Origin of the sequence: Pseudomonas sp. NPDC089396 (genome assembly GCF_044749545.1) — a bacterium.
Taxonomy (GTDB): Bacteria; Pseudomonadota; Gammaproteobacteria; order Pseudomonadales; family Pseudomonadaceae; genus Aquipseudomonas.
This window is the reverse complement of sequence record NZ_JBIVIC010000016.1, coordinates 38,902-65,901: the sequence shown is the minus strand read 5'-3', so window position 1 is coordinate 65,901 and position 27,000 is coordinate 38,902. Positions and strand designations below refer to the sequence as shown.

Annotated in this window: 28 protein-coding genes; 15 read left to right on the top strand and 13 right to left on the bottom strand. The window is 63.2% G+C overall.

What is annotated here, in order from left to right:
• Positions 1–42: 42 nt before the first annotated feature.
• On the bottom strand, positions 43–1,083 hold the full coding sequence (locus tag ACIPZB_RS23705; protein WP_043273707.1) for a patatin-like phospholipase family protein: 1,041 nt from the start codon (positions 1,081–1,083) through the stop codon (positions 43–45).
• 156 nt (positions 1,084–1,239) lie between these two features.
• Between ACIPZB_RS23705 and ACIPZB_RS23700 the strand changes: the two genes are divergently transcribed.
• The 3 genes from ACIPZB_RS23700 to ACIPZB_RS23690 all read left to right on the top strand — a co-directional run bounded on the left by ACIPZB_RS23700 (position 1,240) and on the right by ACIPZB_RS23690 (position 3,187).
• Positions 1,240–1,518 carry a hypothetical protein gene (locus tag ACIPZB_RS23700; RefSeq protein ID WP_016394418.1) on the top strand — a complete coding sequence of 93 codons (279 nt, stop codon included), beginning with the start codon at positions 1,240–1,242 and terminating at the stop codon, positions 1,516–1,518.
• A gap of 14 nt (positions 1,519–1,532) precedes the next feature.
• Positions 1,533–2,312 (top strand): CHAD domain-containing protein, encoded by a 780-nt coding sequence (locus ACIPZB_RS23695; RefSeq protein ID WP_400642977.1) that lies wholly within the window; start codon positions 1,533–1,535, stop codon positions 2,310–2,312.
• Between the two features lie 77 nt (positions 2,313–2,389).
• Positions 2,390–3,187 carry an acyl-CoA thioesterase gene (locus ACIPZB_RS23690; RefSeq protein ID WP_400642976.1) on the top strand — a complete coding sequence of 266 codons (798 nt, stop codon included), beginning with the start codon at positions 2,390–2,392 and terminating at the stop codon, positions 3,185–3,187.
• Between the two features lie 102 nt (positions 3,188–3,289).
• On the opposite strand, the gene ACIPZB_RS23685 is transcribed toward ACIPZB_RS23690, so the two are convergent.
• The 3 genes from ACIPZB_RS23685 to ACIPZB_RS23675 form a co-directional block, all read right to left on the bottom strand.
• Positions 3,290–3,658, bottom strand: coding sequence for an Mpo1-like protein (locus ACIPZB_RS23685; protein WP_400642975.1), 369 nt, complete (start codon positions 3,656–3,658; stop codon positions 3,290–3,292).
• Positions 3,659–3,733: 75 nt separating this feature from the next.
• Positions 3,734–5,212 carry a methyl-accepting chemotaxis protein gene (locus ACIPZB_RS23680; protein WP_400642974.1) on the bottom strand — a complete coding sequence of 493 codons (1,479 nt, stop codon included), beginning with the start codon at positions 5,210–5,212 and terminating at the stop codon, positions 3,734–3,736.
• 117 nt (positions 5,213–5,329) lie between these two features.
• Positions 5,330–6,127 (bottom strand): TatD family hydrolase, encoded by a 798-nt coding sequence (locus tag ACIPZB_RS23675; protein WP_400642973.1) that lies wholly within the window; start codon positions 6,125–6,127, stop codon positions 5,330–5,332.
• Between the two features lie 158 nt (positions 6,128–6,285).
• On the opposite strand from ACIPZB_RS23675, the gene ACIPZB_RS23670 reads away from it, so the two are divergent.
• The 3 genes from ACIPZB_RS23670 to greB all read left to right on the top strand — a co-directional run bounded on the left by ACIPZB_RS23670 (position 6,286) and on the right by greB (position 8,715).
• Entirely contained in the window at positions 6,286–7,692 is a 1,407-nt protein-coding gene (locus ACIPZB_RS23670; protein ID WP_400642972.1) for a transglycosylase SLT domain-containing protein, read from the top strand.
• A gap of 229 nt (positions 7,693–7,921) precedes the next feature.
• Entirely contained in the window at positions 7,922–8,230 is a 309-nt protein-coding gene (locus ACIPZB_RS23665; protein WP_400642971.1) for a hypothetical protein, read from the top strand.
• Positions 8,231–8,241: 11 nt separating this feature from the next.
• Positions 8,242–8,715 (top strand): transcription elongation factor GreB, encoded by a 474-nt coding sequence (greB, locus tag ACIPZB_RS23660; protein WP_400642970.1) that lies wholly within the window; start codon positions 8,242–8,244, stop codon positions 8,713–8,715.
• A gap of 158 nt (positions 8,716–8,873) precedes the next feature.
• Here the strand turns inward: greB and ACIPZB_RS23655 are convergent, their stop codons facing one another.
• Both ACIPZB_RS23655 and ACIPZB_RS23650 read right to left on the bottom strand, forming a co-directional pair.
• Entirely contained in the window at positions 8,874–11,381 is a 2,508-nt protein-coding gene (locus tag ACIPZB_RS23655) for an ABC transporter permease (RefSeq protein ID WP_400642969.1), read from the bottom strand.
• The gene (locus tag ACIPZB_RS23650) at positions 11,381–12,064 is read right to left on the bottom strand and encodes an ABC transporter ATP-binding protein (protein WP_008095536.1); all 684 of its coding nucleotides are present in this window, start codon (positions 12,062–12,064) and stop codon (positions 11,381–11,383) included. Before ACIPZB_RS23650 ends, ACIPZB_RS23655 begins: the two co-directional genes overlap by 1 nt.
• A 10-nt stretch (positions 12,065–12,074) precedes the next feature.
• Between ACIPZB_RS23650 and ACIPZB_RS23645 the strand changes: the two genes are divergently transcribed.
• The 3 genes from ACIPZB_RS23645 to ACIPZB_RS23635 all read left to right on the top strand — a co-directional run bounded on the left by ACIPZB_RS23645 (position 12,075) and on the right by ACIPZB_RS23635 (position 14,104).
• Positions 12,075–12,680: an arylesterase gene (locus tag ACIPZB_RS23645; protein WP_400642968.1), complete on the top strand. Its 606-nt coding sequence runs from the start codon at positions 12,075–12,077 to the stop codon at positions 12,678–12,680.
• Between the two features lie 58 nt (positions 12,681–12,738).
• Entirely contained in the window at positions 12,739–13,020 is a 282-nt protein-coding gene (locus ACIPZB_RS23640) for a hypothetical protein (RefSeq protein WP_008095532.1), read from the top strand.
• Positions 13,021–13,126: 106 nt separating this feature from the next.
• Positions 13,127–14,104: a L,D-transpeptidase family protein gene (locus ACIPZB_RS23635; protein WP_400642967.1), complete on the top strand. Its 978-nt coding sequence runs from the start codon at positions 13,127–13,129 to the stop codon at positions 14,102–14,104.
• 139 nt (positions 14,105–14,243) lie between these two features.
• Here the strand turns inward: ACIPZB_RS23635 and oprI are convergent, their stop codons facing one another.
• Entirely contained in the window at positions 14,244–14,495 is a 252-nt protein-coding gene (gene oprI / locus ACIPZB_RS23630) for an outer membrane lipoprotei OprI (protein ID WP_003259780.1), read from the bottom strand.
• Between the two features lie 508 nt (positions 14,496–15,003).
• Between oprI and ACIPZB_RS23625 the strand changes: the two genes are divergently transcribed.
• Positions 15,004–15,285: a GNAT family N-acetyltransferase gene (locus tag ACIPZB_RS23625; RefSeq protein ID WP_008095521.1), complete on the top strand. Its 282-nt coding sequence runs from the start codon at positions 15,004–15,006 to the stop codon at positions 15,283–15,285.
• Between the two features lie 82 nt (positions 15,286–15,367).
• Here ACIPZB_RS23625 and ACIPZB_RS23620 read toward each other — a convergent pair whose 3' ends face one another.
• Complete coding sequence (locus tag ACIPZB_RS23620) at positions 15,368–16,444, bottom strand: 3-deoxy-7-phosphoheptulonate synthase (RefSeq protein ID WP_400642966.1); 1,077 nt, start codon at positions 16,442–16,444, stop codon at positions 15,368–15,370.
• Positions 16,445–16,678: 234 nt separating this feature from the next.
• Here ACIPZB_RS23620 and ACIPZB_RS23615 point away from each other — a divergent pair, with 234 nt between their 5' ends.
• The 3 genes from ACIPZB_RS23615 to cysB all read left to right on the top strand — a co-directional run bounded on the left by ACIPZB_RS23615 (position 16,679) and on the right by cysB (position 19,332).
• Positions 16,679–17,626: a putative 2-dehydropantoate 2-reductase gene (locus tag ACIPZB_RS23615; RefSeq protein ID WP_400642965.1), complete on the top strand. Its 948-nt coding sequence runs from the start codon at positions 16,679–16,681 to the stop codon at positions 17,624–17,626.
• 104 nt (positions 17,627–17,730) lie between these two features.
• The gene (locus tag ACIPZB_RS23610) at positions 17,731–18,228 is read left to right on the top strand and encodes a universal stress protein (RefSeq protein WP_400642964.1); all 498 of its coding nucleotides are present in this window, start codon (positions 17,731–17,733) and stop codon (positions 18,226–18,228) included.
• Between the two features lie 129 nt (positions 18,229–18,357).
• A complete protein-coding gene (gene cysB, locus ACIPZB_RS23605) occupies positions 18,358–19,332 on the top strand; it encodes an HTH-type transcriptional regulator CysB (protein WP_008095512.1) in 975 nt (324 codons plus the stop codon).
• 123 nt (positions 19,333–19,455) lie between these two features.
• Here the strand turns inward: cysB and ACIPZB_RS23600 are convergent, their stop codons facing one another.
• The 5 genes from ACIPZB_RS23600 to ACIPZB_RS23580 form a co-directional block, all read right to left on the bottom strand.
• The gene (locus tag ACIPZB_RS23600; protein WP_400642963.1) at positions 19,456–20,190 is read right to left on the bottom strand and encodes a phosphoadenylyl-sulfate reductase; all 735 of its coding nucleotides are present in this window, start codon (positions 20,188–20,190) and stop codon (positions 19,456–19,458) included.
• Positions 20,191–20,398: 208 nt separating this feature from the next.
• On the bottom strand, positions 20,399–21,742 hold the full coding sequence (pabB, locus tag ACIPZB_RS23595) for an aminodeoxychorismate synthase component I (protein WP_400642962.1): 1,344 nt from the start codon (positions 21,740–21,742) through the stop codon (positions 20,399–20,401).
• A gap of 209 nt (positions 21,743–21,951) precedes the next feature.
• Entirely contained in the window at positions 21,952–22,932 is a 981-nt protein-coding gene (locus ACIPZB_RS23590; RefSeq protein ID WP_400642961.1) for an alpha-L-glutamate ligase-like protein, read from the bottom strand.
• A complete protein-coding gene (locus ACIPZB_RS23585) occupies positions 22,932–24,467 on the bottom strand; it encodes an inactive transglutaminase family protein (protein ID WP_008093593.1) in 1,536 nt (511 codons plus the stop codon). Before ACIPZB_RS23585 ends, ACIPZB_RS23590 begins: the two co-directional genes overlap by 1 nt.
• A 5-nt stretch (positions 24,468–24,472) precedes the next feature.
• Entirely contained in the window at positions 24,473–25,009 is a 537-nt protein-coding gene (locus tag ACIPZB_RS23580) for an ATP-dependent zinc protease (RefSeq protein ID WP_176517667.1), read from the bottom strand.
• Between the two features lie 292 nt (positions 25,010–25,301).
• Here ACIPZB_RS23580 and ACIPZB_RS23575 point away from each other — a divergent pair, with 292 nt between their 5' ends.
• Together ACIPZB_RS23575 and prpB are read left to right on the top strand one after the other, a co-directional pair.
• Positions 25,302–26,018 (top strand): GntR family transcriptional regulator, encoded by a 717-nt coding sequence (locus tag ACIPZB_RS23575; protein WP_400642960.1) that lies wholly within the window; start codon positions 25,302–25,304, stop codon positions 26,016–26,018.
• Positions 26,015–26,905 (top strand): methylisocitrate lyase, encoded by an 891-nt coding sequence (prpB, locus tag ACIPZB_RS23570; protein WP_400642959.1) that lies wholly within the window; start codon positions 26,015–26,017, stop codon positions 26,903–26,905. Before ACIPZB_RS23575 ends, prpB begins: the two co-directional genes overlap by 4 nt.
• Positions 26,906–27,000 lie beyond the last annotated feature (95 nt).

Below are 27,000 nucleotides of genomic sequence, written 5' to 3'. Positions count from 1 at the left end.
GCGGGCTTGTCCCGCGAAAGGGCCAGCACAGGCGAACAAAGATTAACGCTTCTCCCCCTCATAGTTATCCAGCGTATCCCGCGCAATCTCCCGCCCCAGGGCAATCAGCTCCGGCGCCTTGTAGAACTCGAAAAATCGGCATACCCGCTTGGGCACGTTGATCAGCACATCCGGCGGATACCCCGCGATCTTGTACTGTGCCAGCGACGTCTGCATCACCTCGAAACTCTGGTTGATCAGGTCCAGCAGCGAAGCCGGCCCGACGTTGTCGATGATGAACGACCCGGTGGCAGACTTCGGTGCCCCCTCGCTTTCCGGCGCCGCCGCCGGTTGCTGGTTTGCAGGATCAGCCGCGTCGGCCAACCAGGGGTTGGGTGGCGCCAACCCTTCGGCGACGATCTCCTGCTCGATGCGGATCAGCTCCTCGGCGGGCTTGCGCCGGAACGGCAGGCGCGAACCCAGCGAGCTGAGCAGGGCATCGAAGCGCATCTTGAACGCCGCCGGCCGTTCGATCACCGGTAACTGGTACTGTTTCTGGTTGGTGGAGTTGAGGTTGACCGCAATGATCAGGTCGCAATGGCTGGACACCACCGGCACGATCGGCAACGGATTGAGAATGCCGCCGTCGACCAGCATGCGGTTACCCTGCATCACCGGGGTGAACAGGCTCGGAATCGCCGCCGAAGCGCGCATGGCCTGATGCAGGCAGCCTTCCTGGAACCAGATTTCCTGTTGGTGGGTCAGGTCAGTGGCCACGGCTGTGTAGGGAATGCGCAATTGCTCGATGTTGATCTCGCCGACGATCTTGCGAATCTGGCCAAACACCTTGTCACCCCGAATCGCGCCGAGGCGGAAGCTGACGTCGACCAGGCGCAATACATCCAGGTAGTCCAGGCTTTCGATCCAGTTACGGTACTCCTCAAGCTTGCCTGCTGCGTAGATACCGCCAATGACCGCGCCCATGGAGCAACCGGCGATACAGGCGATGTCGTAGCCGCGCCGCTCGATTTCCTCGATCACGCCGATGTGGGCGTAGCCCCGGGCGCCCCCCGATCCCAACACCAGTGCTACACGTTTGCTCATGATCTGCCCCCCGCGCTGTGCAACCATGGTCCTACAATGCACCGAGCGTTGCCTGTGCTTCAATGTAGACTCTAGGCAAAGCAGGCCGGAAGCGGCACTTTTCGGGTGCCCGAGCGTCGAACAGCCACTCCTATTTCAACCATTGAGGTACCCCTGATGAAAGCCTGGATTTCCCTTCCTCTGATTGCCCTGGCCCTGGCTGGCTGCGCGGGCAAGACGGCCTACCGTGATAGCTGCGCGACGCAGCTGGATGCCGCCTGGAAGGAACTCGACCTGGCCAAGGCTGAAGGTTTTGCCGGTACGGTCAGTTACTCCAAGGCCTTGTCGCTGCTGACCGGGGCCAAGACCCAGCAGCAGTTCGAAGGCTTCGAAGGTTGCACCCATAAAGCTGAGAAGGCGCGTTTCTACATTCGTGAGTCGCGCGCCGGGCGCTGACCGAGGAGCGTCGTATGTCTGCCATGCTCGATCATGTGGTTGCCCAGATCCTGGCCTTGCAGGTGCGCCTGCTGGCCTGCCGCGAGCGCCTGGCTGCCGATACCGACAGCGAGGCGCTGCATGACCTTCGCATCGGTGTGCGACGTCTGCGCAGCCTGTTGCGGCCGCTGGGCGAGCTGCCTGGGGTCGAGCAGTTGGAGGATGCGGCAAAGGCCCTTGGGACCCTGACGACGCCTTTGCGCGATCGTGAGGTGCTGGCGGCCGAATTGAGCAATCGAGGTCTTGACGGCGCAGCGCAGCATCGCCTCGAAGGTCGCGCCACGACCTTTGCCAGTGTGGCCGCTAGCCCCCAGTTGGACAGGGTGCTGGCAATCCTCGATGCGTTTCCGCTGTTCTTGCGCGCCGCGGGGCGCGAAGGCCTGGCCAAGTCGTTGGGCAAGCGCGTCGACAAGCGCCTGGTAAAGCAATGGCGCACGCTGCTCAAAGCCTTGCAGGACCCCGCCCATGATCGCCATCGCTTGCGTTTGTTGATCAAGCGTGTGCGCTATGGCGACCAGGCTTATCCGCAACTCGAGCATGCGGGCCCGAAACTGCAGGGCCTGCTGAAAAAGGCTCAGGGTGACCTGGGCAACTGGCATGACCGCCTGCAATGGCTGCTGCAGGCACGTGAACACGCCGATCTGGCGCCGTGCAAGGCCGATTGGGAGCAAGAGCTGCATGAGGCTGAAGGCAAGTCAGATGCCACGCTGGCAGCGTTGCAGGCTGCGCTGGAGCGGCGCAAGCCCGGCAAATGACCGATATGCGGGCTGATCGAGCGCGCCAGGCTGGATAGTATGGGCAGACACCTATTGCCGTATGCAGGAGCCGGCCCATGAACTTCAATCAACTGCTCGACGCCGTGCAGGAAAACCCCGAAGGGGTCTGCATTCCGGCTAACTGGGCCCAGGGGCGTGCCGCCTTCGGTGGCCTGATGGCGGCCATGGTCTACCAGGCCATGCGCCAGAAACTCTCCGATAACCGTCCTGTGCGCTCCCTGGCCATCAGTTTCGTTGCGCCTGCGGCACCAGACGTGCCAACCCGCTTCGAGGTCGAGGTGCTGCGCGAGGGCAAGGCGGTCAGCACTCTGCTGGGCCGCGCTGTCCAGGAGGGCCAGGTGGTGACGTTGGTGCAGGGTAATTTTGGCGCGGGACGGCCATCGGTGGTCGAGGTGCCGGCGTTGCCGGCCATGGAGATGAAACCGCTTGAGCAGGCGGCTCCCGAGCTTCCCTATATCAAGGGCGTCACCCCCGAATTCATGCGTCATGTTGCCTTGCGCTGGGCGGTCGGCGGGTTGCCATTCAGTGGCAATCAGTCACGTCAGATGGGGGGATGGGTGCGGCTGCGGGATGTGGCCGAGGAGCAGGTCAACGAGGCTCACCTGCTGGCCTTGGTGGATGCCTGGCCACCGAGCCTGATGCCATTTCTCAAGCAGCCTGCCGCGGGTAGCACGCTGACCTGGACCATCGAATTCATCCAGCCGGTTGCGTCGTTGTCGACCTTGGACTGGTGCCGTTACTGTGTCGAGACCGAACATGCCCGGGATGGCTACGGACATGCGGCGGCTGCGCTGTGGACAGCAGAAGGCGAACTGTTGGCGTTGAGTCGGCAGACCGTGACTGTGTTTGCCTGACGAGCGAGTTGGCCCTATCGCCGGCAAGCCGGCTCCCACAGGTACAGCACAGGCTCAGAGCCTCCGAGCAACCTGTGGGAGCCGGCTTGCCGGCGATAGGTTTCAATGCCGATGCTTGTGCCGTTCGCGCCAGGCCTTCCACCAGGCGCCGCTAAGCACAAAGCGAGGAAAGGTGATGAACTGTTCGGTCAGCAGCCGCTGCATGGCGTCCTTGCGGTCGGCGAACGGTTCTGGCTGTTCTGCTTCCAGCCGATGGCCCTGGCGCTGCAGGCCCAGCCCCGCGAGCAGGGCAATGATGCCCACGGCGATCTGCCCCAGGTCCAGGGCGAACAGTCCGGACAGCACCAGCAGCACGCCGAGAATGAACAGCGGTACGGCAATCAGGTGCAGCACCAGGTTGGTCGGGTGGCGGTGGTTGTGGTGATAGCCGCGCCATTGCCAGGCGGGCAAGTTGGGCAGTCGCTTGTTCATGGGCATTTCCTCGCGGTCATGCCCAAAGCTTAGTGCTGCCGCTCGATGGCAGCCAATCAAGGCTGGCTATGGTGACTATAGCTTCAGTTGGCCGATCGCCTTGTTCAGCTCGCCAGCCAATGCCGCCAGCTCGTTGCTGGTGGTGGCCGAACCGATCGTCTGCTGCACGGTCTGCTCGGTGACGTCGCGAATACTGACCACGGCGCGGTTCATCTCCTCGGCCACCTGGCTCTGCTGCTCGGCGGCCACGGCGATTTGCGTGTTGCTCTCGCGCATCTGCGCGACCGCACCGGTGATCTCGGCCAACGCGGCGCCCGCTTCCTGGGCTTGGCGGACGCAGTCATCGGCCTTGTACGAGCTTTCCTGCATGAACTCCACCGCATCGCGGGTGCCGGCCTGCAGGTCGGCGACCATATGGGTGATTTCATCGGTGGAGCTTTGCACGCGTCTGGCCAGGTTGCGCACTTCGTCTGCCACCACGGCGAAACCACGGCCCAGGTCGCCTGCGCGGGCAGCTTCGATGGCAGCGTTGAGCGCCAGCAGGTTGGTCTGCTCGGCAATGCTGTGGATCACCCCGACCACGCCATTGATCTTCTGGCTGTCATCGGCCAGTTGGCGGATCATTTCGGCGGTCTGTTGCACGCCGCTGGACAGCCCGGCAATCGAGTCCTGCACCCGCCCGACCACGTCCTTGCCGCTGCCGGCCAGGTTGTCGGCGGTCTGCGACAGGTCACGGGTAGCGCCGGCATGCTGGGCGATATGGTGCACGGTGGCCGACATCTCGTTGATGGCCGTGGCAGCCTGGTCGGTTTCGCTCTGCTGGCCGAGCATGCCGTGGCGCACGTCGTTCATGCTCGCGGCCAGGCGGGCGGCGCCAGCGTCGAGTTGCGCGGCGGTGCGGGCCACGGTGCCGACCACGCGGTGGTAGGTGGCCTGCATGGCATTGAAGGCACCGGCCATCTGGCCAACTTCGTCGCCGCTGGCCAACGGCACCCGGGCTGACAGGTCGCCGGTCTTTTCCACGTGCAGCATCACGTCCTTGAGGGTGTTGAGCTGGCTCAGCAGGAAGCGGATCAGCAACTGCGAGGCGCAGAGCATGGCCAGCATCAGGATCAGCACACACACGGCATAATTGGCGAAGCGTTCGAGGAACACCTGGCGCAGGCTAGGTGCCTGGGCCAGCACAGCCACGTGTTGCTCGCCATGGCGTAGCACCTGCGCGCCGCGCAGTGGGTTGTCGCCCAGAATCCAGGCCGCGGGCAGGGCCACCCAGCCTTGGGCATCGCGCAGGGCGTCCAGGGTTTCGCCGGCAAAGCTTGGAGCCTGGCCAGGCTGCCAGGTAATCAGGTTGGCCTGGTGGGGCAGGGGTTGGCCGATGGGCCATGCCGACAGCAGCTCGGCCTGGGCCTGCGCCTGTGCCTGCGCCGCGTCGGTTCGGGCACGCTGCTCAAGGTGCACGGCATACAGCACCAGCAGCAGGGTCGTGACAAAGGCCACCGCGTTGACGGCCCAGAATTTGTACTTCAGGGAAATATTGCTAAGCCAGGCACCCATGGGTAGGTCTTCTCTGAGTTGAGCGGAAACAGTATTGGCAAGGTGCCATCATTGTGCCCGCTCACACCGGGGAAGCCTTGATGTGTATCAACGGATGCTTCGCGTTCGTCGTCTGGCTCAGGAAAGCTGGAAGAACGACCGGGCAGTCTCAGTGGTATGCGCCGCCGTGGCGTCGACGCTTTCTCCCCGGTGCAGCGCCACCTCGCGCAGCACCTCGGGCAAGAACGCCGGCTCGTTGCGCCCGTTTTTAGGTTTCGGCCGCAGGCTGCGTGGCAGCAGGTACGGCGCGTCGCTCTCCAACATCAGGCGCCCTTGGGGAATGTTGCTCACCAACGGGTGCAGGTGCGTGCCCCGGCGCTCATCGCAGATCCAGCCGGTAATGCCGATGTGCAGGTCCATGTCCAGGTAGGCGAACAGTGCCTCGCGCTCACCGGTAAAACAGTGCACCACCGCCGCCGGCAAGTGGTCACGGTAATCCTTGAGGATGGCCAACAGGCGCTCGCTGGCATCACGCTCGTGCAGGAATACTGGCAGGTGCAGCTCAGCTGCCAGCGCCAGCTGGGCCTGCAAGGCTTTTTCCTGCAGTGGGCGAGGGGAGAAGTCACGGTTGAAGTCGAGCCCGCATTCGCCCACGGCACGTACACGCGGTTCACCGAGCAATTGGCGTAGTTGTCGCTCGCTCTCGGCATCCCAGGTTTTGGCATCGTGGGGGTGGACACCGGCCGTGGCGAACAGGTGCTGGCCGTCGGCATCGAGCTGGTGGCACAGCTCCAGGGCCTGTTCGCTGACTGCCAGGCTGGTGCCGGTAAGGACCATCTGCACCACGCCGGCCTCGATGGCGCGCTCGACGATGGCTGCCTGCTGGTCGTGGAAACTGCTGTTGGTCAGGTTGACGCCGATATCGATCAGTTGCATGGTGCTACCTCGTGCCGCGGGCCGGCCAGCATAGCAAAAAGCGTGATATTCGGAAAAAAGCGAAGAACTTCAGCCTGTTGTGGCGGTCTTTTAGCGTCATTTATCAAGAATTCTCGCACCCCATGGACAACGCCCACCGACCTCGGACACGTTTTCGCATGCTGCGATACCTGCTGACACTGTTGCTGATGCTCGGGCTGACGGCTGTCGGTCCTGCCTACGCACGCCCGCCGGGGCCCCAGCAGCATGTGCCTGCGAGCAAAGTCCGAGACCTTGATCAGATTCGCACCAGTAAAGTGTTGCGCGTGCTGGTCAACCAGAGCCGCAACAGCTCTGGTGAGGTCAAGGGTGAGCCGGTGGGTATCGAGTACTACCGTTTGCGTGGCCTTGAACATTACCTCAACGCTCGCGCCGGCGATGGCCAGCAGATCCGCCTGCAACTCATTCCCCGGGCCAAGGAGCAATTGCTGGGCGCGTTGCAGCGTGGCGAAGGCGACCTTGCCGCACCGGGTGAGCTGCTGGATCCGGCAGTGGTGGGTGGGGTGAACAGCAGCGCCCCTTTACTGGATCAGGTGCCATTGTGGCTGGTCGGTCGCAAGGGAGAACGGAGTTTTACCCGTGTCGAGCAGTTGTCCGGACGCACCGTGGCGCTGACCAGTGCCAGCGCCGCGGGCGCGCTGATTCAGCAGTTGAACCAGCAGCTGGCATTGCGCAAGCGGCCGCCGATCAAGATCGAATGGGTCGACTCGACCCTGGCGGTGGAAGATGTGCTGGAAATGGTCCAGGCCGGCATCTACCACCTGACCATGGTCGAGCGACCGATCGCCCAGCGTTGGGCGCGGGTAATGCCACGCCTGCGCCTGGACAGTCGCCTGCAACTGGGCCAGCCACAAGCCATGCGCTGGTATGTACGTCGCGACGCGACCATGTTGCTGGCGACGGTCGACCGATACCTGCAAGGCTATCGCGCCCCGGAGAACCAGGACGCGGCGTTCGAACGGATCTATCGGCGCCAGTACCGGGTGCATAATCCCCTGGACAGCAAGGACCGCCAGCGGCTGGCGGCATTGCGCCCGGTATTGCAGAAGCATGGCCAGGCGCAGCAGATCGACTGGCTGAACCTTGCCGCGCTGGCCTTCAAGGAGTCGACCCTCGATACCCAGGCGCGTGGTAGTGGCGGTGCGCACGGCCTGATGCAGATCACCCCGTCGGCTGCCCAGCGGGTCGGCGTCAGCAATACCTCTACGGTCGACGGCAATGTCCAGGCCAGCGCCCGCTACCTGGCGCTGATCCGGCGCAAGTTCTTTGCCAGCCCGAAGATCAACGAGCGCGAGCGCATGGCCTTCGTCCTGGCGGCCTACAACCTTGGGCCCGAACGGGTCCAGGCCATGCGTGTCGAGGCCCGCAAGCGTGGCCTCAATGGCAATCAATGGTTCTTCCAGACCGAGCGGGTGGCCATGGAGCAGGTGGGCATGGGGCCGGTCAATTTCGTCAACAGCGTGAACAAGTACTTCCTGGCGTTCAACCGTGAGCGGGCGGTGCTGGAGAGGGTGGTCAAACGCTGACCTCGCCAGTTGGCGGAGCACTGCAGCCCAGCGGGCGTCCGGCTGCGATCAAGGTCTACTTGCAGCTTGTCGCTCGAGCCTCTAGGATACCGCTTGCGCCGATTTAAACAGCTACTTGCGGGGCGCAGGACAGCCCTGGCACCAGGTCATCCGAAATACCGCTAAAGCGCTGGTTCGGTGACGCCTCCCACCGCTGCCCAGCGGGATTCGCGAGGCGGAGAGAAACTCCATGAGTTGCCCACGTACCAGTGTCTGTTTGAGCCCACTGCCTGTCCATCAGGCCTCCCGCACACCGCGCATCCTGCTCGGTGGCCAGCATCAGCCTACCCTATTGCGGCACCTTGAAGGCCTTTCCCGGCGCAAGGGCCAGGCCCGCGCTTTCCTCATCCAGTTTGCTGAAACTGCTTGCGACCTGGAGCAGTTTGGCAACGACCGTTTCGACCTGGCAGTGATCCAGGCACCGGCCGCGCAAGACGCTGCCCAGGTGATCGGTCATCTCACCCGCATCGCGCGTCAGGGCTTGATTACCCGACGCTGAGGAGCGAGCTGTTGAGCACCAATATCATCACGGCCGAGGGTCATGAGGCGCTGAAAAAGGAGCTGGACCACCTTTGGCGTGTTTACCGCCCGGAAATCACCCAGAAGGTCGCCTGGGCGGCCTCGCTGGGTGATCGCAGCGAAAATGCCGACTACCAGTACAACAAGAAGCTGCTGCGCGAGATCGACCGCCGGGTCCGCTACCTGCGCAAGCGCCTCGAGGACGTCAAGGTGGTGGCCTATTCGCCGCAACAGGAGGGCAGGGTGTTCTTCGGTGCGTGGGTCGAGATCGAGAACGATGAGGGCGAAACGATGAAGTTTCGCATTGTCGGCTATGACGAGATCTATGGGCGCAACGACTACATCTCGATCGACTCGCCCATGGCCCGCGCCCTGCTCAAGAAACAGGAGGGCGACGAGGTGGTGGTGCATACACCGACGGGCGAGGCGACCTGGTACGTGAACAGGATCAGCTACGGGCAATGAGGTGATGTTGTCTGTACTGGCCTCATCGCCGGCAAGCCGGCTCCCACAGGAATCGCATCAGCATTTAGAAATTGAGCAAGACAGTTGCTCCCACAAAGGCCGCGCTGACTTCACTGTGGGAGCCGGCTTGCCGGCGATGAGGCCGGCCCAGGCAACCCCTATCCTTCCCGCAACACCGCCAACGGGCTGGCATTCAGAGCTCGCTGCGTCCCCAGCACCCCAGCCCCACCTACCAGCAGCGCCCCAACCACAGGCAGCACCAGCAACCACGGATGCGGGCTCCACGGCAGGTCGAACGCATAGCGATACAGCACCAGCGTAATCAGCTCGCAGCCCAGCGCCGCCAGCGCGCCACTGACCGCACCCAGCAGTCCGAACTCGATACGCCGGGCCTTCACCAACAGTGGCCGAGCTGCGCCGAGGGCGCGTAACAAGGCGCCCTGGCGAATTCGCTCATCCAGCGTCGCTTGCAGGCCGGCGAACAGCACAGCCAGCCCCGCTGCCAGCACGAACATCAGCACATACTCGACCGCCAGGGTGACCTGCGCGAGGATGCTGCGCAGCTGCCCCAGCAAGGCATCGACCTGCAGGATGGTAACCGCCGGGAAGGCCCGTGACAGGGCTACCACCTCCAGGTCATGACCCGGCGCCAGATAGAAGCTGGTGAGGTAGGTCGTTGGCAGGCCCTGCAGGGTGCCAGGTTGGAAGATCATGTAGAAGTTCGGCTGGAAGCTGTCCCAATGCACACTGCGCAGGCTGCTTACGCGCGCCTGGCGTTGCTCGCCGCCAATGTCGAAGGTCAGCAGGTCGCCCAGTTGCAGCTTCAGGCTTGTGGCCAATTCGGCCTCCACCGAAACCCATGGGATTTCGCCCGCTGGCGGCAGCGCCTGCCACCATTGGCCCGCCGTCAGGTTATTGCCCGTGGGCAAGTCGGCCGCCCAGGTAAGGCTCAGGTCGCGCTGTACTGCGCGCTCGCCGGCCGAGTCCTTGCTGACGACTTGACGCACCGGCTGGTCGTTGATCTGGACGAGCCTGCCGGGCGTGACCGGATACAACGGTGCCGACGCCGCATTCACCTGATGCAGGCGCTGGGCAAAGGCCTCACGATCGTCGGGCAGAATGTTCAGGGCGAAATGATTGGGTGCGTCCTTGGGCAACTGCGCTTGCCAGGTGTCGAGCAGTTCCGCGCGCAGCAAGGCGACCAGCGCCATGGCCAGCAGGATCAGGCCAAAGGCCAGGGCCTGGCCGGCGGCTGCCATGGGGTGGCGCAACAGCTGGCCGAGACCAAGGCGCCAGGTCAGCGGTGCGCCCACCAGCAGCCGGCGCAGGCTGCGCAGGCCGAGCAGGAGCAGGCCGCCCAGCAGCAATGCCGCGAGCAGGCCGCCGCCGAGCAGGGCGAACGTCAGCAGCAGGTCGAGACTGAGGCGCCACATGATCAGGCCCAACGCGAACAATGCGGCGCCATACACCAGCCAACTGCTCGGCGGTACAGGCAACAAGTCGCGGCGCAGGACCCGCAGCGGTGGCACCTGACCCAGGGCGGCGATCGGCGGCAACGCGAACCCGGCGAGGGCGACCAGGCCGGTGGCGATGCCCGCCAGGGCTGGCACGATGCCTGCGGGCGGTACCTCGCTCGGTAGCAGACCGTGCAGCAGGCGGAACAGGCCCAGTTGAGCCAGCCAGCCGAGCAGGGCGCCTGCCAGTGCCGCGACCAGGCCAAGCATGGCCAGTTGCAGGCAATACAGGCCCAGCGCCTGGTGACGCGAGAGCCCCAGGCAGCGCAGCAATGCGCTGGCATCCAGGCGGCGTGCCGCATAGCGGCTGGCCGATAACGCCACGGCCACGCCCGCCAGCAGCACGGCTACCAGGCTGGCCATGTTCAGGTAGCGTTCGGCCTTGCCCAGGGCGCCGCCGATCTGGCGGTTGCCATCACGGGTATCGAGCAGGCGCTGGTTGGCCGCCAGATCCTTTGCCAAGCCCTGGCGGTACTGGGCCAGGGCCTGGGTGTCGCCGCGCCAGAGGTCACGGTAGCTGACCCGGCTACCGGGCTGAATCACGCCGGTTGCCTGCAGGTCAGCCAGGTTCATCATGACCCGCGGCGTCAGGCTGTAGAAGTTGTTGGCGCGGTCCGGTTCGTAGGTCAGCACGCGGCTCATGCGCAGGGTCTTCATGCCGACATCGATGCTGTCGCCAACCTTCAACCCCAGCGCTGCCAGCAAGCGTGGTTCGACCCAGGCCTCGCCCGGCGGCGGCCCGCCGCCGGGCGTTTCCTCGGCATAGGGGGTGGCGGCGCTGCGCACCTGGCCGCGCAAGGGATAGGCACGGTCGGCAGCCTTGATGCTCGACAGCTGTATACCGGCATCACCGCCGACCACACTGGTGAATTCGACCACCTGGGCGTGGCGCAAGCCCAGCGCCTTGCCGGCCTGGATCTGCTCGACGCGGGCGGGGGCGCTGCCCTGCAGCACCAGGTCGGCACCCAGAAACTCGCTGGCGCGCAATTGCATGGCGCCGTTGAGACGGGCACCGAAATAGCCGATGGCGGTGCTGGCGGCTACGGCTACCAGCAGCGCGAAGAACAGCACGCGTACTTCGCTGGCGCGGATATCACGCAGCAACTGGCGCAGCGCCAGGCCGCAGAGGCGGGGCAGCGGCATGTGTGTCATCAGGCCTCCACCGGCGCCACCAGGCGGCCTGCGTCCAGGCGGATCAGTCGACGGCAGCGCCGAGCCAGGCGCTCATCATGGGTAACCAGAACCAGGGTGGTGCCGCGCTCTTTGTTCAGTTCGAACAGCAGGTCGCTGATGCGCTCGCCGGTGTGGCTATCGAGATTGCCGGTGGGCTCGTCGGCGAACAGCACCGCGGGGTGTGCAGCGAATGCGCGGGCGATCGCCACCCGTTGCTGTTCACCGCCCGACAGCTGGCGTGGGGTGTGGCTCAGGCGTTTGCCCAGGCCAACGCGCTCGAGCAGGGTGCGGGCCTGTTCGCGGGCATCGCGACGGCCGTCCAGCTCCAGTGGCAGCATGACGTTTTCCAGTGCGTTGAGGCTGTCGAGCAGCTGGAACGACTGGAACACGAAGCCAACGTGCTCGGCGCGCACCCGGGCGCGCTGGTCCTCGTCCAGCGGGCCCAGGTCATGCCCGGCGAGGATGACCTTGCCGGCGCTGGGGCGATCCAGGCCGGCAAGCAGCCCGAGCAGGGTCGACTTGCCTGAGCCCGACGCGCCGACGATGGCCAGGCTGTCGCCCTGGGCAAGGTCGAGGGACAATGCGTGGAGGATGGTCAGGTCGCCTTCCGCGCTGGGGACCACTTTGCTAAGGTGCTGCGCAACGAGAATGCTGGGGCCCATGGAGAATCCGATGCGAGTGTGGTGGTTGAGTGCCGGTCTGGCCTTGTATTGCCTGGCCCAGAGCGCGGTGGCGGGAACACTGCTGGTTGTCGGCGATAGTATCAGCGCCGGTTTTGGCCTGGATACCCGCCAGGGTTGGGTCTCTCTGTTGCAGACCCGGCTCAAGGACGAAGGTTTCGACGATCAGGTGGTCAATGCGTCGATCAGCGGCGACACCAGCGCTGGCGGCCAGGCGCGCCTGCCGGCGCTGCTTGCAGCGCACAAGCCGAGCCTTGTGGTGCTGGAGTTGGGTGGCAACGATGGGCTGCGCGGGCAACCTCCAGAGCAATTGCAACAAAATCTTGCTTCGATGATCGAGCACTCGCGTGCCTCGGGTGCCAAGGTGGTGCTGTTGGGCATGCGCCTGCCGCCCAATTACGGTGTGCGTTACACCACCGCCTTCGCCCAGGTGTATGAGCAGTTGGCGGCGGAAAAACAGGTGCCGCTGGTGCCGTTTTTCCTCGAGGGCGTAGGGGGCGTGCCGGAGCTGATGCAGGCCGATGGCATCCATCCGGCACTAGGGGCCCAGCAGCGCTTGCTGGAAAATGCCTGGCCGGCGATAAAACCCTTGCTGTAACGCTTTAAACGGGGCCGGCTTTCGGCTAATGTTGCGCCCCCCGTTTCGAGACCCCCCAATGCCGCGCCCTTCCTGGTCCTTGTTTGCCTACCAACTGATCGAGCCCGATGAGCAGCTCGACCTGTTCGCTTGCCAGGAAATCCGCGTCCACCTCGTGGCCCGTCAGCTTGAACTTGGCGTGCCGGTCGATCGCACCCTGTGCGGCGGCCTCCTGCCGGCCCAGCCACGCTGGTCAGGGGTGCCGCGCTCGATCTACCGCGACGGTCGCTTGTGCGACCTGTGCCGGGCGATTCTCGATGCCCAGCGGCGCGGCATGCGCCCCGTATGGCCGGAACTCTGAGCACCTTTCATCATCTGAAACGCTTGTAAGCCGCCAATGCCTCCCGCTTGCTTCGGGGCGGGTGTACAATCGATGGTCTTGACCCACCTTTCGAAGGATTTACCGGATGTTGCCGCGCTTTCCCGCCGTCACCCGTTGCCTGACCCTGGCCTCCCTGCTGGTAGCGGGCCCCGCCGTTGCGTTGGAACTGCCCCTGCCGCCACCCGGTGAAGACATCGTCGGCCAAGTGCGGGTGATCAAGGCCAAGTACGAGGACACCTTCGCCGACATCGGCACCGCCAACGACCTCGGCTACCTGGAAATGATCGCCGCCAACCCCGGTGTCGATCCCTGGTTGCCGGGCGCCGGCACCGAGATCATCCTGCCGACCCGTTACATACTGCCGCCGGGTGCCCGTGAAGGCATCGTCATCAACCTGGCCGAGTACCGCCTGTACTACTACCCGAAAGGGCAGAACGTGGTGCATACCTTCCCCCTGGGCATCGGTCGCGAAGGCTGGGGATCGCCCATCGCCAACACCAAGATCACCGCCAGGACGCCGAACCCGACCTGGACGCCGCCGGCCTCGATCCGTGCCGAGCATGCTGCGGACGGCGACATCCTGCCTGCCGTTGTGCCGGCTGGTCCGGACAACCCGCTGGGCCCGTTCAAGTTCACCTTGGGCGTGCCGGGTTACCTGATTCACGGTTCGAACAAGAAGTTCGGTATCGGCATGCGTACTAGCCATGGTTGCTTCCGCATGCTCAACAACAATGTGCTTGAACTGTCGAAGATGGTTCCTGTAGGAACACCAGTGCGCATCATCAACGAGCCCTACAAGTTCGGTATCAGTGGTGGCAAGGTTTACCTCGAGGCGCACACGCCGCTGGACGATCACGGCAACCCGTCGGTGGTCGACAAGCATACGGCAGTGATCAACGCCTTGCTCAAGCGTGAAGACCTGGCCAACAACCTGCGCATGAACTGGGACATGGTGCGTGACGTGGTTGCAACGGAAGATGGCATGCCGGTGGAGATTGCCGTGCCGGTCAATAATCAGGGCGCTGCGCCCATGGTCACGAGCATCCCGCCAGAACTGCAGTAACGGCTTTCGCGGTACATCAAGGCCTGCTCCCGGCTGAACGCCTGGGGTGGGCCTTTTGCTTTCTGTCAGGCACCTTTGCCGAGGCAATAAAAAAGCCGACCCACAAGTGGGTCGGCTTCATAACAATCCGTGAGGATTATTACTTGCGGCTGGCTTTGTCCAGCATACGCAGAGCGCGCTCGTTGGCTTCGTCAGCGGTCTGCTGAGCCTTCTGAGCGGCTGCCAGAGCGTCGTCAGCCTTACGGTAGGCTTCGTCTGCACGGGCTTGAGCGCGAGCTGCTGCGTCTTCAGTCGCAGTCAGACGAGCTTCGGTTTCTTTGGATACGCTGCTGCAACCGGTAGCCAGAACTGCGGCCAGAGCCAGAGCAGAGAATTTCAGAACGTTGTTCATCGTGTTCCCCTTCAAGGACTTTCTATTAAATAGCCATCTCTCGGAAAAGAGAAACTGGCCGGCGTACATAGTACCCATTACTTGTAGTAAGTAAACTGACTGAGCGCAAGAACTGCAAAAAAAATGTTGCTGTAGGTCACGTCGACAAGAATTGCGGCTGGTTTGTGAAAAAAACGTGCAGCGTGCGCAAGCGATTGTAGTACAGGAACTTTTTTGTTGAACTAACGGTGACTTTAACTGTCGCCCGGCGTCTTAAGCCCTAGAACATCCGGTTGCTGTTGCAAGCCAGGCGGATCACCGCCTGAGGCGCTCGATCCTGCTATTTTTTAAGCGTCACCACCTTGAGCAATCGCGGTTCCCGCGCCTACTATTTGGGGTGCCCGGCCCGGCAGAACCATTGCATTCGGCTTGCGGTCCAAGGGGCAGAGGTGGCGTAGAGGTTCCTCCGCCGGATAAACCACTATCGGTTAAGGTAAGGGTCTGCCGAAAAGGCCTGCGAGGAGTAGTGATGAGTGAAGCGCTGACTATCCACCATGACCAAGCCGGTCATCAGTTCGAAACCAACGTGGACGGTCATCGTGCCTACCTGACGTACATGGACCTGGGCAAACAGACGCTGGACATTTATCGCACCTTCGTGCCCAACGCCCTGCGCGGCCGTGGGATCGCTGCGGCGCTGACCGAGAAGGCCCTGGAGTACGCCGACCAGATGGGCTATACGGTGATTCCGTCCTGCTCGTATGTAGAGCGCTACATGGAGCGTCAGCAGCGCCATTCAAGCAAGGCCTGACCCCTTCAGACAAAGCAGGGCCGCTTCACACCCCCATTGCCGGCTAGCCGACAGAGGGGGTGTGAAGCGGCCCTGTCTTGTATCAGCCGCGCTGTCGCTGAGGCAGTACGTCCTTGAGCTTGGCGTGCATGCTGCGCAATGTCTTTTCGGTGGCCGACCAATCGATGCAGGCGTCGGTGACCGAAACGCCGTACTGCAGTTCGTCCAGGTTCTTCGGAATCGACTGGCAACCCCAATTCAGGTGGCTCTCGACCATCAGGCCAATGATCGACTGGTTGCCCTCGAGGATCTGGTTGGCGACGTTCTCCATGACCAGCGGCTGCAGGGCCGGGTCCTTGTTGGAGTTGGCGTGGCTGCAGTCGACCATGATGTTGGCCTTGATCTTGGCCTTGGCCAGATCCTGCTCGCACAGGGCGACGCTGACCGAGTCGTAGTTCGGCTTGCCGTTGCCACCGCGCAGCACCACATGGCCGTACGGGTTGCCCTTGGTAGTGACGATGGACACCCCGCCTTCCTGGTTGATGCCGAGGAAACGGTGAGGCTTGGACACCGACTGCAGGGCGTTGATCGCCACCGTTAGGCCGCCATCGGTACCGTTCTTGAAACCGACTGCCGAAGACAGGCCCGAGGCCATTTCACGGTGGGTCTGGGATTCGGTGGTGCGGGCGCCGATGGCCGACCAGCTGATCAGGTCCTGCAGGTACTGCGGGGAGATCGGGTCGAGCGCTTCGGTGGCAGTCGGCAGGCCCATTTCGGCCAGGTCCAGCAGCAGCTGGCGGCCAATGTGCAAGCCGTCCTGGATCTTGAACGAGTCATCCAGGTACGGGTCGTTGATCAGGCCTTTCCAGCCGACGGTGGTGCGCGGTTTTTCGAAGTACACGCGCATGACCAGATACAGCGTATCGGACACTTCCTCGGCCAGCACTTTCAGGCGCTCGGCATACTCGTGCGCCGCCTTGATGTCGTGGATGGAGCAGGGACCGACCACGACGAACAGGCGATGGTCCTTGCCGTCAAGAATGTTGCGCACCACTTGGCGGCCAGCAGTCACGGTCTGCAGGGCCTTGGCGCTGAGGGGGATTTCCTTCTTGAGCTGATCGGGGGTGATCAAGGTCTCGTTGGAGGCAACGTTAAGGTCATCGATCGGTAAATCAGCCATCGTGTTACTCGTCAGGTCACGGGTGCCGGCCGCCAGCAATCCCCGTGCGGCCCAGCAGCAAGAATGTTCGCAGCGGGGAGCCGAACCTTAGCGCGTTACTGGGGGCGCGACAATGGCCTGAGCCCGCTGTTGCAGGGTTTTTCCCTGGCAGATTGGGCTAGTGCCGCTATTGGTGTGCGCACAAAGCTGTAATCTATGTCAAAAAAGTGCATCCACAACTATCAGGAGATCAGCATGGCCCCACGTAAACCACGCATCGGCATTATTGGCAGTGGTGCCATTGGAGGCTTCTATGGGTTGATGCTGGCGCGCGCCGGTTTTGACGTGCATTTCCTCCTGCGCAGTGAGTATGCCGTGGTCCGCGAACAGGGCTTGAAGCTCGACAGCGCGCTGCATGGCGCGTTGCAGATGCCCGTGCAGGCCTACGCCAGCGCCGCCGACATGCCGCCGTGCGACTGGTTGTTGGTGGGTGCCAAGGCCACCAACAACGCCGAGCTGGCACCGCTGATCGTGCAAGCCGCCGCGGCCGATGCCAAAGTCGTGCTGTTGCAAAACGGCCTGGGCGTCGAAGAGCAGCTGCGACCCGCCTTGCCCGACAACCTGCACCTGCTCGGTGGTCTGTGCTTCATTTGCGCCAATCGCCAAGGCCCCGGCGAGATCCGTCATCAGGCTCTGGGTGCGGTCAACCTTGGTTATCACAGCGGGCCTGCTCGCGATGGCGGAGCTGGCGTCGTCGAGGAAGGCGCCGGGCTGTTCCGCGCCGCAGGCATCGACTCCCAGGCCATGCCCAACCTGGCCCAGGCGCGCTGGCAGAAGCTGGTGTGGAACGTGCCCTACAATGGCCTGTCGGTACTGCTCGGGGCCAGCACCACACCGCTGATGGCCGATGCCGACAGCCGCGACCTGATCCAGGCCCTGATGGCCGAAGTGGTGGAGGGCGCTGCGGCCTGTGGCCATGTGCTGCCCGAGGGGTATGCCGAATACCTGTTCCGTATCACCGAGAAAATGCCTGACTATTGGCCGAGCATGTATCACGACCACGCCCAGCAACGCCCGCTGGAGCTCCAGGCTATCTATCACGAGCCTTTGGCACAGGCGCGCGCAGCCGGTTGCGACCTGCCGCGCATGCACATGCTCTACCAGTCACTGGCGTTCATCGACCGCGCCAATCGGGCCGGCTGAAACCTCTGCAGCCCGCTGTGGCAGTACGCCGGACGGCAAAGCGAGCGTCCGGCGCGCTGCTAAGCTGAAGCTTGCTCTGCCGCAACGGCAGTCGAGGAGGTCGAATGATCCGCTCCATGCTGTACGCCACCGACCTCGGTGTCTACGCCCCTTTTGTCATGCAGCATGCCTTGGCCCTGGCCCGCACGTTCGGTGCGGAGCTGTATGTCATACACGCGGTGGAGCCCATGGGGCAGTTCGCCGAATCCCTCCTGCAAAGTTACCTCGACGAGCAGACCCTGGATGAGCTGCACAGCGAGGGTGTGAACACAGTGATGGCCAACATCGAGCAGCGCGTGTTGGAAAATTTCCGCGACGAATTGGGTGAAGACGCCGACCTGGCCGTGATCAAGGCGGTCCGCGTACGCCAAGGCGATCCGGCCCAGGTCATCCTGGAGCAGGCGCAGCGACTGAGCGTCGATTTACTGATCTTCGGCAGCCACGCTGCCGGTGCCGGGGTGGACGTGCCGATTGGTCGAACGGCGGTACGCCTGCTGCAGCTGTCACCGGTGCCGGTGTACATGGTGCCGCTCTCGCAGCATCTCGGGCGTAGGAAAATGTGAATTTGGCAGTAGGCTCATTCGGAGTGGCGTGTAACAAAATAGTTCTAGTTTTATTTCGAGAACCACTAATATAGTTATATCTCGTCGCTGCCTGCTGCCGCTGACTTACCGCTGATTCGAGGGAAACCTATGAAGCTCCAACAACTGCGCTACATCTGGGAAGTAGCGCACCATGACCTCAACGTCTCCGCGACGGCGCAGAGTCTATACACCTCGCAGCCGGGCATCAGCAAGCAGATCCGACTGCTCGAAGATGAGCTGGGCGTCGAAGTCTTTGCCCGCAGCGGCAAGCACCTGACCCGCGTCACTCCGGCCGGCGAACGCATCATCAATACCGCGGGTGAAATCCTGCGCAAGGTCGAGAGCATCAAGCAGATCGCCCAGGAGTTCTCCAACGAGAAGAAGGGCACGCTGTCCATCGCCACTACCCATACCCAGGCGCGCTATGCCTTGCCGCCTGTCATCAGCAGCTTCATCAAGCAGTACCCGGAAGTGGCGTTGCACATGCATCAGGGTTCGCCCATGCAGATCGCCGAAATGGCGGCCGATGGCACCGTCGATTTCGCCATTGCCACCGAGGCGCTGGAGCTGTTCGGCGACCTGATCATGATGCCGTGCTACAAGTGGAACCGATGCGTGGTGGTGCCCCAGGGCCACCCGTTGGCCAAGCTGCCGAAGCTGACCCTGGAAGCGGTCGCCGAGTACCCGATCGTGACCTACGTGTTCGGTTTCACGGGTCGTTCGAAGCTGGACGAGGCCTTCAACCACCGCGGCCTGACGCCGAAAGTGGTGTTCACCGCCGCCGACGCCGACGTGATCAAGACATACGTGCGCCTGGGTCTGGGTGTGGGCATCGTGGCCAGGATGGCGGTCGACAGCAAGCTCGACAGCGACCTGGTGGCGCTGGATGCCAGCGAGCTGTTCGAGGCCAGCATCACCAAGATCGGCTTCCGCCGTGGCACCTTCCTGCGCGGGTTCATGTGCGACTTCATCGAGAAGTTTGCGCCGCACCTGACGCGTGAAGTGATGGCCAAGGCTATCCAGTGCCATAACAAGCAAGAGCTTGAAGAGCTGTTCGAGGGTGTCGAACTGCCGGTGCACTGATCGGGTAATGCATGGGGCCGCTTTGCGGCCCTTTCGCGACACAAGGCCGCTCCTACAGGGGGACGCAATTTCCTGTAGGAGCGGCCTTGTGTCGCGAAAGGGGCGCGAAGCGGCCCCAGCTAATTAAGCCTTGCTGATCAGGTTGCCAGCATGCAACCCGCATTCCTTCTGGGTTGACTCTTCCCACCACCAGCGCCCTTCGCGCTCGTGCTGGTTCGGCAGCACCGGGCGGGTGCACGGCTCGCAACCAATGCTGATGAAGCCGCGTTCGTGCAGGCTGTTGTACGGCAGCTCAAGCATGCGGATGTAGCCCCAGACTTCCGCGCTGGTCATCTGTGCCAGCGGGTTGAACTTGTACAGCGTGCGCTCTGGCGTGGAGAAGGCGCCGTCGATTTCCAGCGCCGGCACCTGGCTGCGGGTACCGGGGCTCTGGTCGCGACGCTGGCCGGTGGCCCAGGCGCTGACGGTGGCGAGCTTGCGCCGCAGGGGTTCGATCTTGCGGATGCCGCAGCATTCGCCATGGCCGTCCTTGTAGAAGCTGAACAGGCCTTTTTCCTTGACGAACGGGTCGAGCTTGGCGCGGTCAGGGCTGAGGATCTCGATCGGCAGGTTGTACTGCTCGCGCACCTGATCGATGAAGCGGTAGGTCTCCGGGTGCAGGCGGCCGGTGTCGAGGCTGAATACCTTGACCTGCTTGTTCAGCTTCCAGGCCATGTCGACCAGCACCACGTCCTCGGCGCCGCTGAAGGAAATCCACAGGTCGTCGCCGAAGTGTTCGAAGGCAAGCTTGAGGATGTCCTGCGGGGACTTGTTGGCATAGGTCGCGGCCAGGGCGGCGACGTCGAAGGGTTGGCTCATCAGGCGGTTTCCATCTTGGCTGTGGCGCTGTGCGCTCGTAGTGGGTTGATGGTAACAAAAAATGGCAGGGTAGACGTGCTGCCTTGGGGGCTTGCAGTGCCTGTGCTGGCCTTATCGCCGGCAAGCCGGCTCCCACAGGTACAGCGCAAGCCTGGTATTTGTGGGAGCCGGCTTGCCGGCGATAGGGCCCTCACAGACGACTACCCGATTACAGCCCTTGCAAGGTCTCCATCAGCACCCGCACCTTGGCGATCGACTCTTCGTATTCCGCCTGCCAATCGGAGTCGGCCACCACTGCGCCGCCGCCCCAGCAACTGACTTGCCCGTCCTTGACCAGCAAGCTGCGAATAGCGATGGAGCTGTCCATCTCGCCACGCACATCCACGTACAGCAGCGAGCCGCAATACAGTGCGCGTCGGGTCGGCTCCAGTTCGTCGATGATCTGCATGGCGCGGATTTTGGGTGCGCCCGTGATCGAGCCGCCAGGGAAGCTGTCACCGATCAGGTCCAGGGCGTCCTTGTCGGCGGCCAGCTGCCCGGTGATGCTGCTGACCAGGTGGTGCACGTTGGGGTAGCTTTCCAGGCTGAACAGCTCGGGCACTTTCACCGAACCAATCTGGCAGGTGCGCCCCAGATCATTGCGCAACAGGTCGACGATCATCAGGTTTTCCGAGCGGTCCTTGGGGCTGTGGCGCAGCTCCTCGGCATTGCGCGCGTCGACAGTCGGGTCGGCCGAGCGCGGGCGGGTGCCCTTGATGGGGCGGGTTTCCACCTGGCCCTGGTTGACGCGGATGAAACGTTCCGGGGAAAAGCTCAGCAGCGCGCTGCCGTCAGCCAGTTGCTGGTAGCCGGAGAAGGGCGTCGGGCAGGCCTTGCGCAGTGCCTGGTAGGCGCGCCATGGGTCGCCCTGGCAAGGGGCGCGAAAGCGTTGGGTGAGGTTGATCTGGTAGCAGTCGCCGGCCTGGATGTAGCGTTGTACCTGGTCGAAGGCGGCGCGGTACTGCTCGGGCTGCAAATCTCCCAGCATGGGGGCGAGCAGCGTGAAATCACCGCTTGCCGTGATGTCTGGGGCTTCGAACAAGGCGATCAGGCGCTCGCGCTCTGCGCTGGCGAGGCTTGGGTGGAATACCAACTGGCTGCTGCCGAGCAGGTGGTCGGTGACCATGGCCCAGGCATACACACCCAGTTGTGCATCCGGCAGGCTGAGATCGTCAATGGACTGGCTGGGCAGATGCTCCAGGCGGCGGCCGAAGTCGTAGCTCAGGTAGCCGATCAGGCCGCCGGCAAATGGCAATTCGATGCCGTCGGGGAGTTGTGCGTGGCCCAGTTCGGCCAGTGCGGCGCGCAGACGCTGCAGGAAGGTGCGGCCGTCTTCATCGGGCTGTGCTTGCAGGTGTTGCCGGGGCCAGGCGCTGAGCAAGTCGAAGCGTCCGCGCTCCGCGCCGGGGCGGGCGCTGTCGAGCAGAATCGCGCCGGGCGCTTGGCGCAGGCGGGCGAAGTAGGCGGCAGGGTCGGGCTGGTAGGGCAGGGGGTGGAGCGTACAGGTCGGCATCAGTGTGGACGGCGATGTAAAAGCGAGGAGGGCGATTGTAGACCTGTGTAGGAAAAGCGCCTAGCGCTGGGGCGACATTAAAGCTTTGGGTTGCGCCTTGGGGCCGCTTTGCGGCCCTTTCGCGACACAAGGCCGCTCCTACAGAGTTACGCGGTGTCCTGTAGGAGCGGCCTTGTGTCGCGAAAGGGCTGCGCAGCAGCCCCACGATTTCAGCGCGGCTGCACGTGCCCGAACAGGCCCTGTGTAACCCGAACGCGCTGCTCGGCATCTTCGGTGATGCCCTCCTTGGCCAGTGCTTCGATGTGCGCCTCGATGGCATGGGTGCGCTGGGTCAGCCCGGTATCGTTGGCGATCTGGATATTCAGCCCGGGGCGCGCGTTGAGCTCGAGAATCAGCGGCCCCTTGTCCTGGTCCAGGACCATGTCCACGCCGATGTAGCCCAGGCCGCACAGCTCGTAGCAGCCGGCCGCCAGCTTCATGAAGCCATCCCAGTTCGGCAGTTGCACGCCATCCACCGCATTGGTGGTGTCGGGGTGCTTGCTGATGATGTTGTTCAGCCAGGTGCCGCGCAGGGTCACGCCGGTGGCCAGGTCCACACCCACGCCGATGGCGCCCTGGTGCAGGTTGGCCTTGCCGCCCGACTGGCGGGTCGGCAGGCGCAGCATGGCCATGACCGGGTAGCCCATCAGCACGATGATGCGGATGTCCGGCACGCCTTCGTAGCTGATGCTCTTGAAGATCTGGTCCGGGGTGACCCGGTACTCGATCAGCGCGCGGTCGCGGTGCCCGCCGAGCGAGTACAGCCCGGTGAGGATGCTCGAGACCTGATGCTCGATTTCCTCGTGGCTGATGATCTTGCCCGACACCGTGCGATAGCGGTCCTCGAAGCGGTCGGCGATCACCAGGATGCCGTCACCGCCGGCGCCCTGGGCCGGCTTGATGACGAAGTCGTTACGCCCGCCGATGATCTCGTGAAGCTTCTCGATCTGCTTCTCGGTCTCGATGATGCCGTACATTTCCGGCACATGGATGCCGGCGGCGAGCGCGCGCTCCTTGGTGATGATCTTGTCGTCGACGATCGGGTACAGGTGGCGCTTGTTGTACTTCAGGACGTAGTCCGCGTTGCGCCGGTTGATACCCATGATGCCCCGGGCCTCCAGGGCTTTCCACGTCTTGATCAGGCCAAACATCAGGCGTCAGCCTTCTTCACGAATGCCTTGAAGCGAACGAGCTCGGTCAGGCGGTAGCCGCGGTAGCGACCCATCGCCAGCATGAAGCCCACCAGGATCAGCAGTACCGCCGGGAAGGTGAAGACGAAGTACACCAGCTCCGGCACCATCATCAGCAAGTGCGCCAGGGAGGCGGCGAACAGGGTGCCGATGGCCACTTTCATGGCATGGCCGCCACCGCGTTCTTCCCAGGTGATCGACAGGCGTTCGATGGTCATGGTCAGAATCACCATCGGGAACAGCGCCACCGACAGGCCGCGCTCCAGGCCCAGCTTGTGGCTGAACAGGCTGATGGCGGCAATCAGCACCACGACGAAGGTCAGGACCACCGACAGACGCGGCAGCATCTGCAGCTTCAGGTGCTCCAGGTACGAGCGCAGCGACAGCCCCAGCGCGGTAATCACCGTGAACAGCACGATGCCGAAGCCCAGCTGGGTTTCGCGGAAGGCCAGGGCGATCAGTACCGGGGTGAACGTGCCCAGGGTCTGGATGCCGATCAGGTTGCGCAGGACCAGAATCACCAGCACGCCAATCGGGATCATCACCATGATCATGAAGGTTTGCTGGGTCTGCAGCGGCAAGCCGTACAGCGAGTATTCGAGGAAGTCGGCGTCGGTGTTCTCGTCGGTCAGCTTGGCCAGGCGGATGGCATTCATCTCGCTGTTGTTCATGCTGAAGGTGACGTTGGCCTTCTTGCCGCCATCGACGGTGATCAGGTTGTCGTCACCGGTCCACCACAGCAGGCGGTCGCTGGGCAGGCCCTGTTCGCCGGTGTCCGGGTTGAAGTACAGCCAGTCGTTGCCGTTGAAGCTGCGCAGCCAAAGCTCGGGGGTCTGCGGGGTGTCGGCCACCAGGCGAATGGTGTGTACCTTCTCCATCGGCACGTGGGCGATGGACAGCAGCAGGTCGATGATCTGCGCTTTCTTCATGGACGAGGTGTCGCCGGCCAGCAGCAGCTTGACGTTGTCGTCGTTGAGGTTGTTGACCCGCTTGATGGTTTCGCTGACGAAGGTCTCGACGTCGGCGGAATGCTGGCGGATCGGTGCCATCAGGGCTTCTGCGGCGATCTTCTCGGGGCCCTCGACGGCCAGGCTGTCACGGAAGGTCGGGCCCTTGATGGCCGTCTTTTCGTTGCTGTAGCGCTTGGTCAGCACCAGCCGGTAGTACAGGGTCTGGTTGCCGCTGGCGCGGCGGGCCGACCAGGTCACCTTGCGGTTGCCGTCGGCGCGGTTGACGCTGACCCCGTAGTTGTTGGAGATGAAGCTCTCGTTGAGGCTGACGTAGTCGCGGTTCAGCGGCGGCACGAACATCTGCACCTTGACCGGGTCCTTGGTGCTGGCGACGAATTCGACCTTGGCGTCGATATTCCACAGGTCGTCGGTTTCATCCTCGGTCACCGGGATGCCGAGGAAGAAGATCTGATAAGCCGTGACCGCCACGCCCAGTAGCACCAGTACGGTGATCAGGACTTTCAGATGGAGGGTAAGAGAGCGCATCGGGATTACTCTGCTTTGGGAGCGTCGGTGGCACAGGCAGGTTTGCCGGCCGCGTATTTAAGGCTTGGGTCGACCAGCGCGTCGAAGTGCTTGAGCGCCTCGGAGCCGATCAGCAGCGGGAACTGGAACGCGCTGCGGTCGGTGAGGTTGACTTCGATGGTGCGTCGGGCCTGGCCCATGCAGATGTCGAGTTCGATGACCGGGCGGGCGGTGTAGGCCTTGCCTGATTCCGCATCATAGTCACCCGCCCGGCGTTTGATCTTGCTGACCCGGGCCAGTGGGCGCTCGATGGGGTGCGAGTGGGCGGCGTCGATGGCCAGGTAGAAGCGCACCCAGCTTTCACCGTTGCGCTTGAAGCGCTTGATGTCGCGGGCACTCAAGGACGCAGTCTTGGCCCCGGTATCGAGCTTGGCAGCCACCTCAAGGTCGAGGTCGCCAAGGCGCGCATATTCGTTCAGACCGTACACGGTCTTGCCCGCCGCCTGACCAAGGGCCGGCAGCAGGGTAAGGCAAAGCAGCAATAATACGGGTGTAAGTCTCATAATCCTGGCGCGGTGCTGTGCAGGGTTCGGGGCAAGGCGACTGGCAACTGCTGCGCAAGCTTCCTCATTAACTGTCAACAACATGAATTGATGACAAACACACTATCCATACTCCTTGGAAAGCGCGGCATTCTATCACGACGATGTCTTGACGCCAGCGCGTCGCGATCTGACAGCGCGGCGACCGGGTAAGTTCGTTCTTAGACGATTGTCGACAATATTCATTTTGTCTTTGACTGGCGGCGCTGGATTCGCTAATTTCTGCACCATTGATTATCAAGGTGTCGACAATATGCTGGACCTCAGCGACCCAAGCCTCGCACCATCAGACGAAACGGAAACCTTGTCGGAGAATGTCTTCCGGCGCATCCAGGCCGCCATCGTCAAAGGTGACATCGCCCCAGGCAGCAAGATCTCCGAGCCTGAGCTGGCGCGTACCTATGGCATCAGCCGCGGCCCGCTGCGCGAGGCCATTCACCGTCTCGAAGGTCAGCGCCTGCTGGTGCGGGTGCCGCATGTCGGGGCACGGGTGGTGTCGCTCAACCATGCCGAGCTGATCGAACTGTACGAAATCCGCGAGTCGCTCGAAGGCATGGCCTGCCGCCTTGCCGCCGAGCGCATGAGCCAGGCCGAGATCGAGGAGTTGCGCCGGGTGCTCGACACCCACGAGCGCGATGCCGCGTTTCAGGCCGGCCTGGGCTACTACCAGCAGGAAGGCGACTACGACTTCCACTACCGAATCATCCAGGGCAGCGGCAACCAGACCCTGGTCAAGATGCTCTGCGGCGAGCTGTACCAACTGGTGCGCATGTACCGGATCCAGTTCTCCGCCACGCCCAATCGGCCGCACCAGGCTTTTGCCGAGCACCACCGCATTCTCGATGCCATCGCCGACCGTGACGGCGAGCTGGCTGAACTCCTGATGCGCCGCCACATCGGTGCATCCAAGCGCAATATCGAGCGTCACTATCTGGACGCTCACAACAACAGCCCAAGAGGTGAGAAATGACTGTGAAGAGCACTCCAGGTCAGCGTTTCCGCGACGCCGTTGCCGCCGAACATCCGCTGCAAGTGGTCGGCGCCATCAACGCCAACCACGCACTGCTGGCCAAGCGCGCCGGCTTCAAGGCCATCTACCTCTCCGGTGGCGGTGTCGCTGCGGGTTCCCTGGGCCTGCCGGACCTGGGCATCACCGGCCTGGACGACGTGCTGACCGACGTGCGTCGCATCACCGATGTCTGCGACCTGCCGCTGCTGGTGGACGTCGACACCGGCTTTGGCTCTTCGGCTTTCAACGTTGCGCGCACCGTGCGTTCGATGTGCAAGTTCGGCGCTGCCGCCATCCATATCGAAGACCAGGTGGGCGCCAAGCGCTGTGGTCACCGGCCGAACAAGGAAATCGTCTCCCAGCAGGAGATGGTCGACCGCATCAAGGCGGCCGTGGACGCCCGTACCGATGACAGCTTCGTGATCATGGCGCGTACCGATGCCCTGGCAGTGGAAGGCCTGAACTCCGCCCTGGACCGTGCCGCCGCCTGCATCGAGGCCGGTGCCGACATGATCTTCCCGGAAGCCATCACTGAGCTTGCGATGTACAAGACCTTCGCCGACCGCGTGAAGGCACCGATCCTGGCCAACATCACCGAATTCGGTGCCACGCCGCTGTACACCACCCAGGAACTGGCCGAGGTCGACGTGTCGCTGGTGCTGTACCCGCTGTCGGCGTTCCGCGCCATGAACAAGGCGGCCGAGAATGTCTACACCGCGCTGCGCCGTGACGGCACCCAGAAGAACGTGATCGACACCATGCAGACCCGCATGGAGCTCTACGAAGCTATCGGCTACCACGCCTTTGAGCAGAGCCTGGATGCGTTGTTTGCGCAGAAGAAAGGTTAAGCCTTTGCTGGCCTCATCGCCGGCAAGCCGGCTCCAACGCTCTAACTGTGGGAGCCGGCTTGCCGGCGATAGGGCCGGTACAGCCACCCCGAATT

Coding starts and splice junctions, on each gene's coding strand:
- ACIPZB_RS23705 (WP_043273707.1), bottom strand. CDS start 1,083: ATGAGCAAACGTGTAGCACTGGTGTTGGGATCGGGGGGCGCCCGGGGC.
- ACIPZB_RS23700 (WP_016394418.1), top strand. CDS start 1,240: ATGAAAGCCTGGATTTCCCTTCCTCTGATTGCCCTGGCCCTGGCTGGC.
- ACIPZB_RS23695 (WP_400642977.1), top strand. CDS start 1,533: ATGTCTGCCATGCTCGATCATGTGGTTGCCCAGATCCTGGCCTTGCAG.
- ACIPZB_RS23690 (WP_400642976.1), top strand. CDS start 2,390: ATGAACTTCAATCAACTGCTCGACGCCGTGCAGGAAAACCCCGAAGGG.
- ACIPZB_RS23685 (WP_400642975.1), bottom strand. CDS start 3,658: ATGAACAAGCGACTGCCCAACTTGCCCGCCTGGCAATGGCGCGGCTAT.
- ACIPZB_RS23680 (WP_400642974.1), bottom strand. CDS start 5,212: ATGGGTGCCTGGCTTAGCAATATTTCCCTGAAGTACAAATTCTGGGCC.
- ACIPZB_RS23675 (WP_400642973.1), bottom strand. CDS start 6,127: ATGCAACTGATCGATATCGGCGTCAACCTGACCAACAGCAGTTTCCAC.
- ACIPZB_RS23670 (WP_400642972.1), top strand. CDS start 6,286: ATGCTGCGATACCTGCTGACACTGTTGCTGATGCTCGGGCTGACGGCT.
- ACIPZB_RS23665 (WP_400642971.1), top strand. CDS start 7,922: ATGAGTTGCCCACGTACCAGTGTCTGTTTGAGCCCACTGCCTGTCCAT.
- ACIPZB_RS23655 (WP_400642969.1), bottom strand. CDS start 11,381: ATGACACACATGCCGCTGCCCCGCCTCTGCGGCCTGGCGCTGCGCCAG.
- ACIPZB_RS23650 (WP_008095536.1), bottom strand. CDS start 12,064: ATGGGCCCCAGCATTCTCGTTGCGCAGCACCTTAGCAAAGTGGTCCCC.
- ACIPZB_RS23645 (WP_400642968.1), top strand. CDS start 12,075: ATGCGAGTGTGGTGGTTGAGTGCCGGTCTGGCCTTGTATTGCCTGGCC.
- ACIPZB_RS23640 (WP_008095532.1), top strand. CDS start 12,739: ATGCCGCGCCCTTCCTGGTCCTTGTTTGCCTACCAACTGATCGAGCCC.
- ACIPZB_RS23635 (WP_400642967.1), top strand. CDS start 13,127: ATGTTGCCGCGCTTTCCCGCCGTCACCCGTTGCCTGACCCTGGCCTCC.
- oprI (WP_003259780.1), bottom strand. CDS start 14,495: ATGAACAACGTTCTGAAATTCTCTGCTCTGGCTCTGGCCGCAGTTCTG.
- ACIPZB_RS23625 (WP_008095521.1), top strand. CDS start 15,004: ATGAGTGAAGCGCTGACTATCCACCATGACCAAGCCGGTCATCAGTTC.
- ACIPZB_RS23620 (WP_400642966.1), bottom strand. CDS start 16,444: ATGGCTGATTTACCGATCGATGACCTTAACGTTGCCTCCAACGAGACC.
- ACIPZB_RS23615 (WP_400642965.1), top strand. CDS start 16,679: ATGGCCCCACGTAAACCACGCATCGGCATTATTGGCAGTGGTGCCATT.
- ACIPZB_RS23610 (WP_400642964.1), top strand. CDS start 17,731: ATGATCCGCTCCATGCTGTACGCCACCGACCTCGGTGTCTACGCCCCT.
- cysB (WP_008095512.1), top strand. CDS start 18,358: ATGAAGCTCCAACAACTGCGCTACATCTGGGAAGTAGCGCACCATGAC.
- ACIPZB_RS23600 (WP_400642963.1), bottom strand. CDS start 20,190: ATGAGCCAACCCTTCGACGTCGCCGCCCTGGCCGCGACCTATGCCAAC.
- pabB (WP_400642962.1), bottom strand. CDS start 21,742: ATGCCGACCTGTACGCTCCACCCCCTGCCCTACCAGCCCGACCCTGCC.
- ACIPZB_RS23590 (WP_400642961.1), bottom strand. CDS start 22,932: ATGTTTGGCCTGATCAAGACGTGGAAAGCCCTGGAGGCCCGGGGCATC.
- ACIPZB_RS23585 (WP_008093593.1), bottom strand. CDS start 24,467: ATGCGCTCTCTTACCCTCCATCTGAAAGTCCTGATCACCGTACTGGTG.
- ACIPZB_RS23580 (WP_176517667.1), bottom strand. CDS start 25,009: ATGAGACTTACACCCGTATTATTGCTGCTTTGCCTTACCCTGCTGCCG.
- ACIPZB_RS23575 (WP_400642960.1), top strand. CDS start 25,302: ATGCTGGACCTCAGCGACCCAAGCCTCGCACCATCAGACGAAACGGAA.
- prpB (WP_400642959.1), top strand. CDS start 26,015: ATGACTGTGAAGAGCACTCCAGGTCAGCGTTTCCGCGACGCCGTTGCC.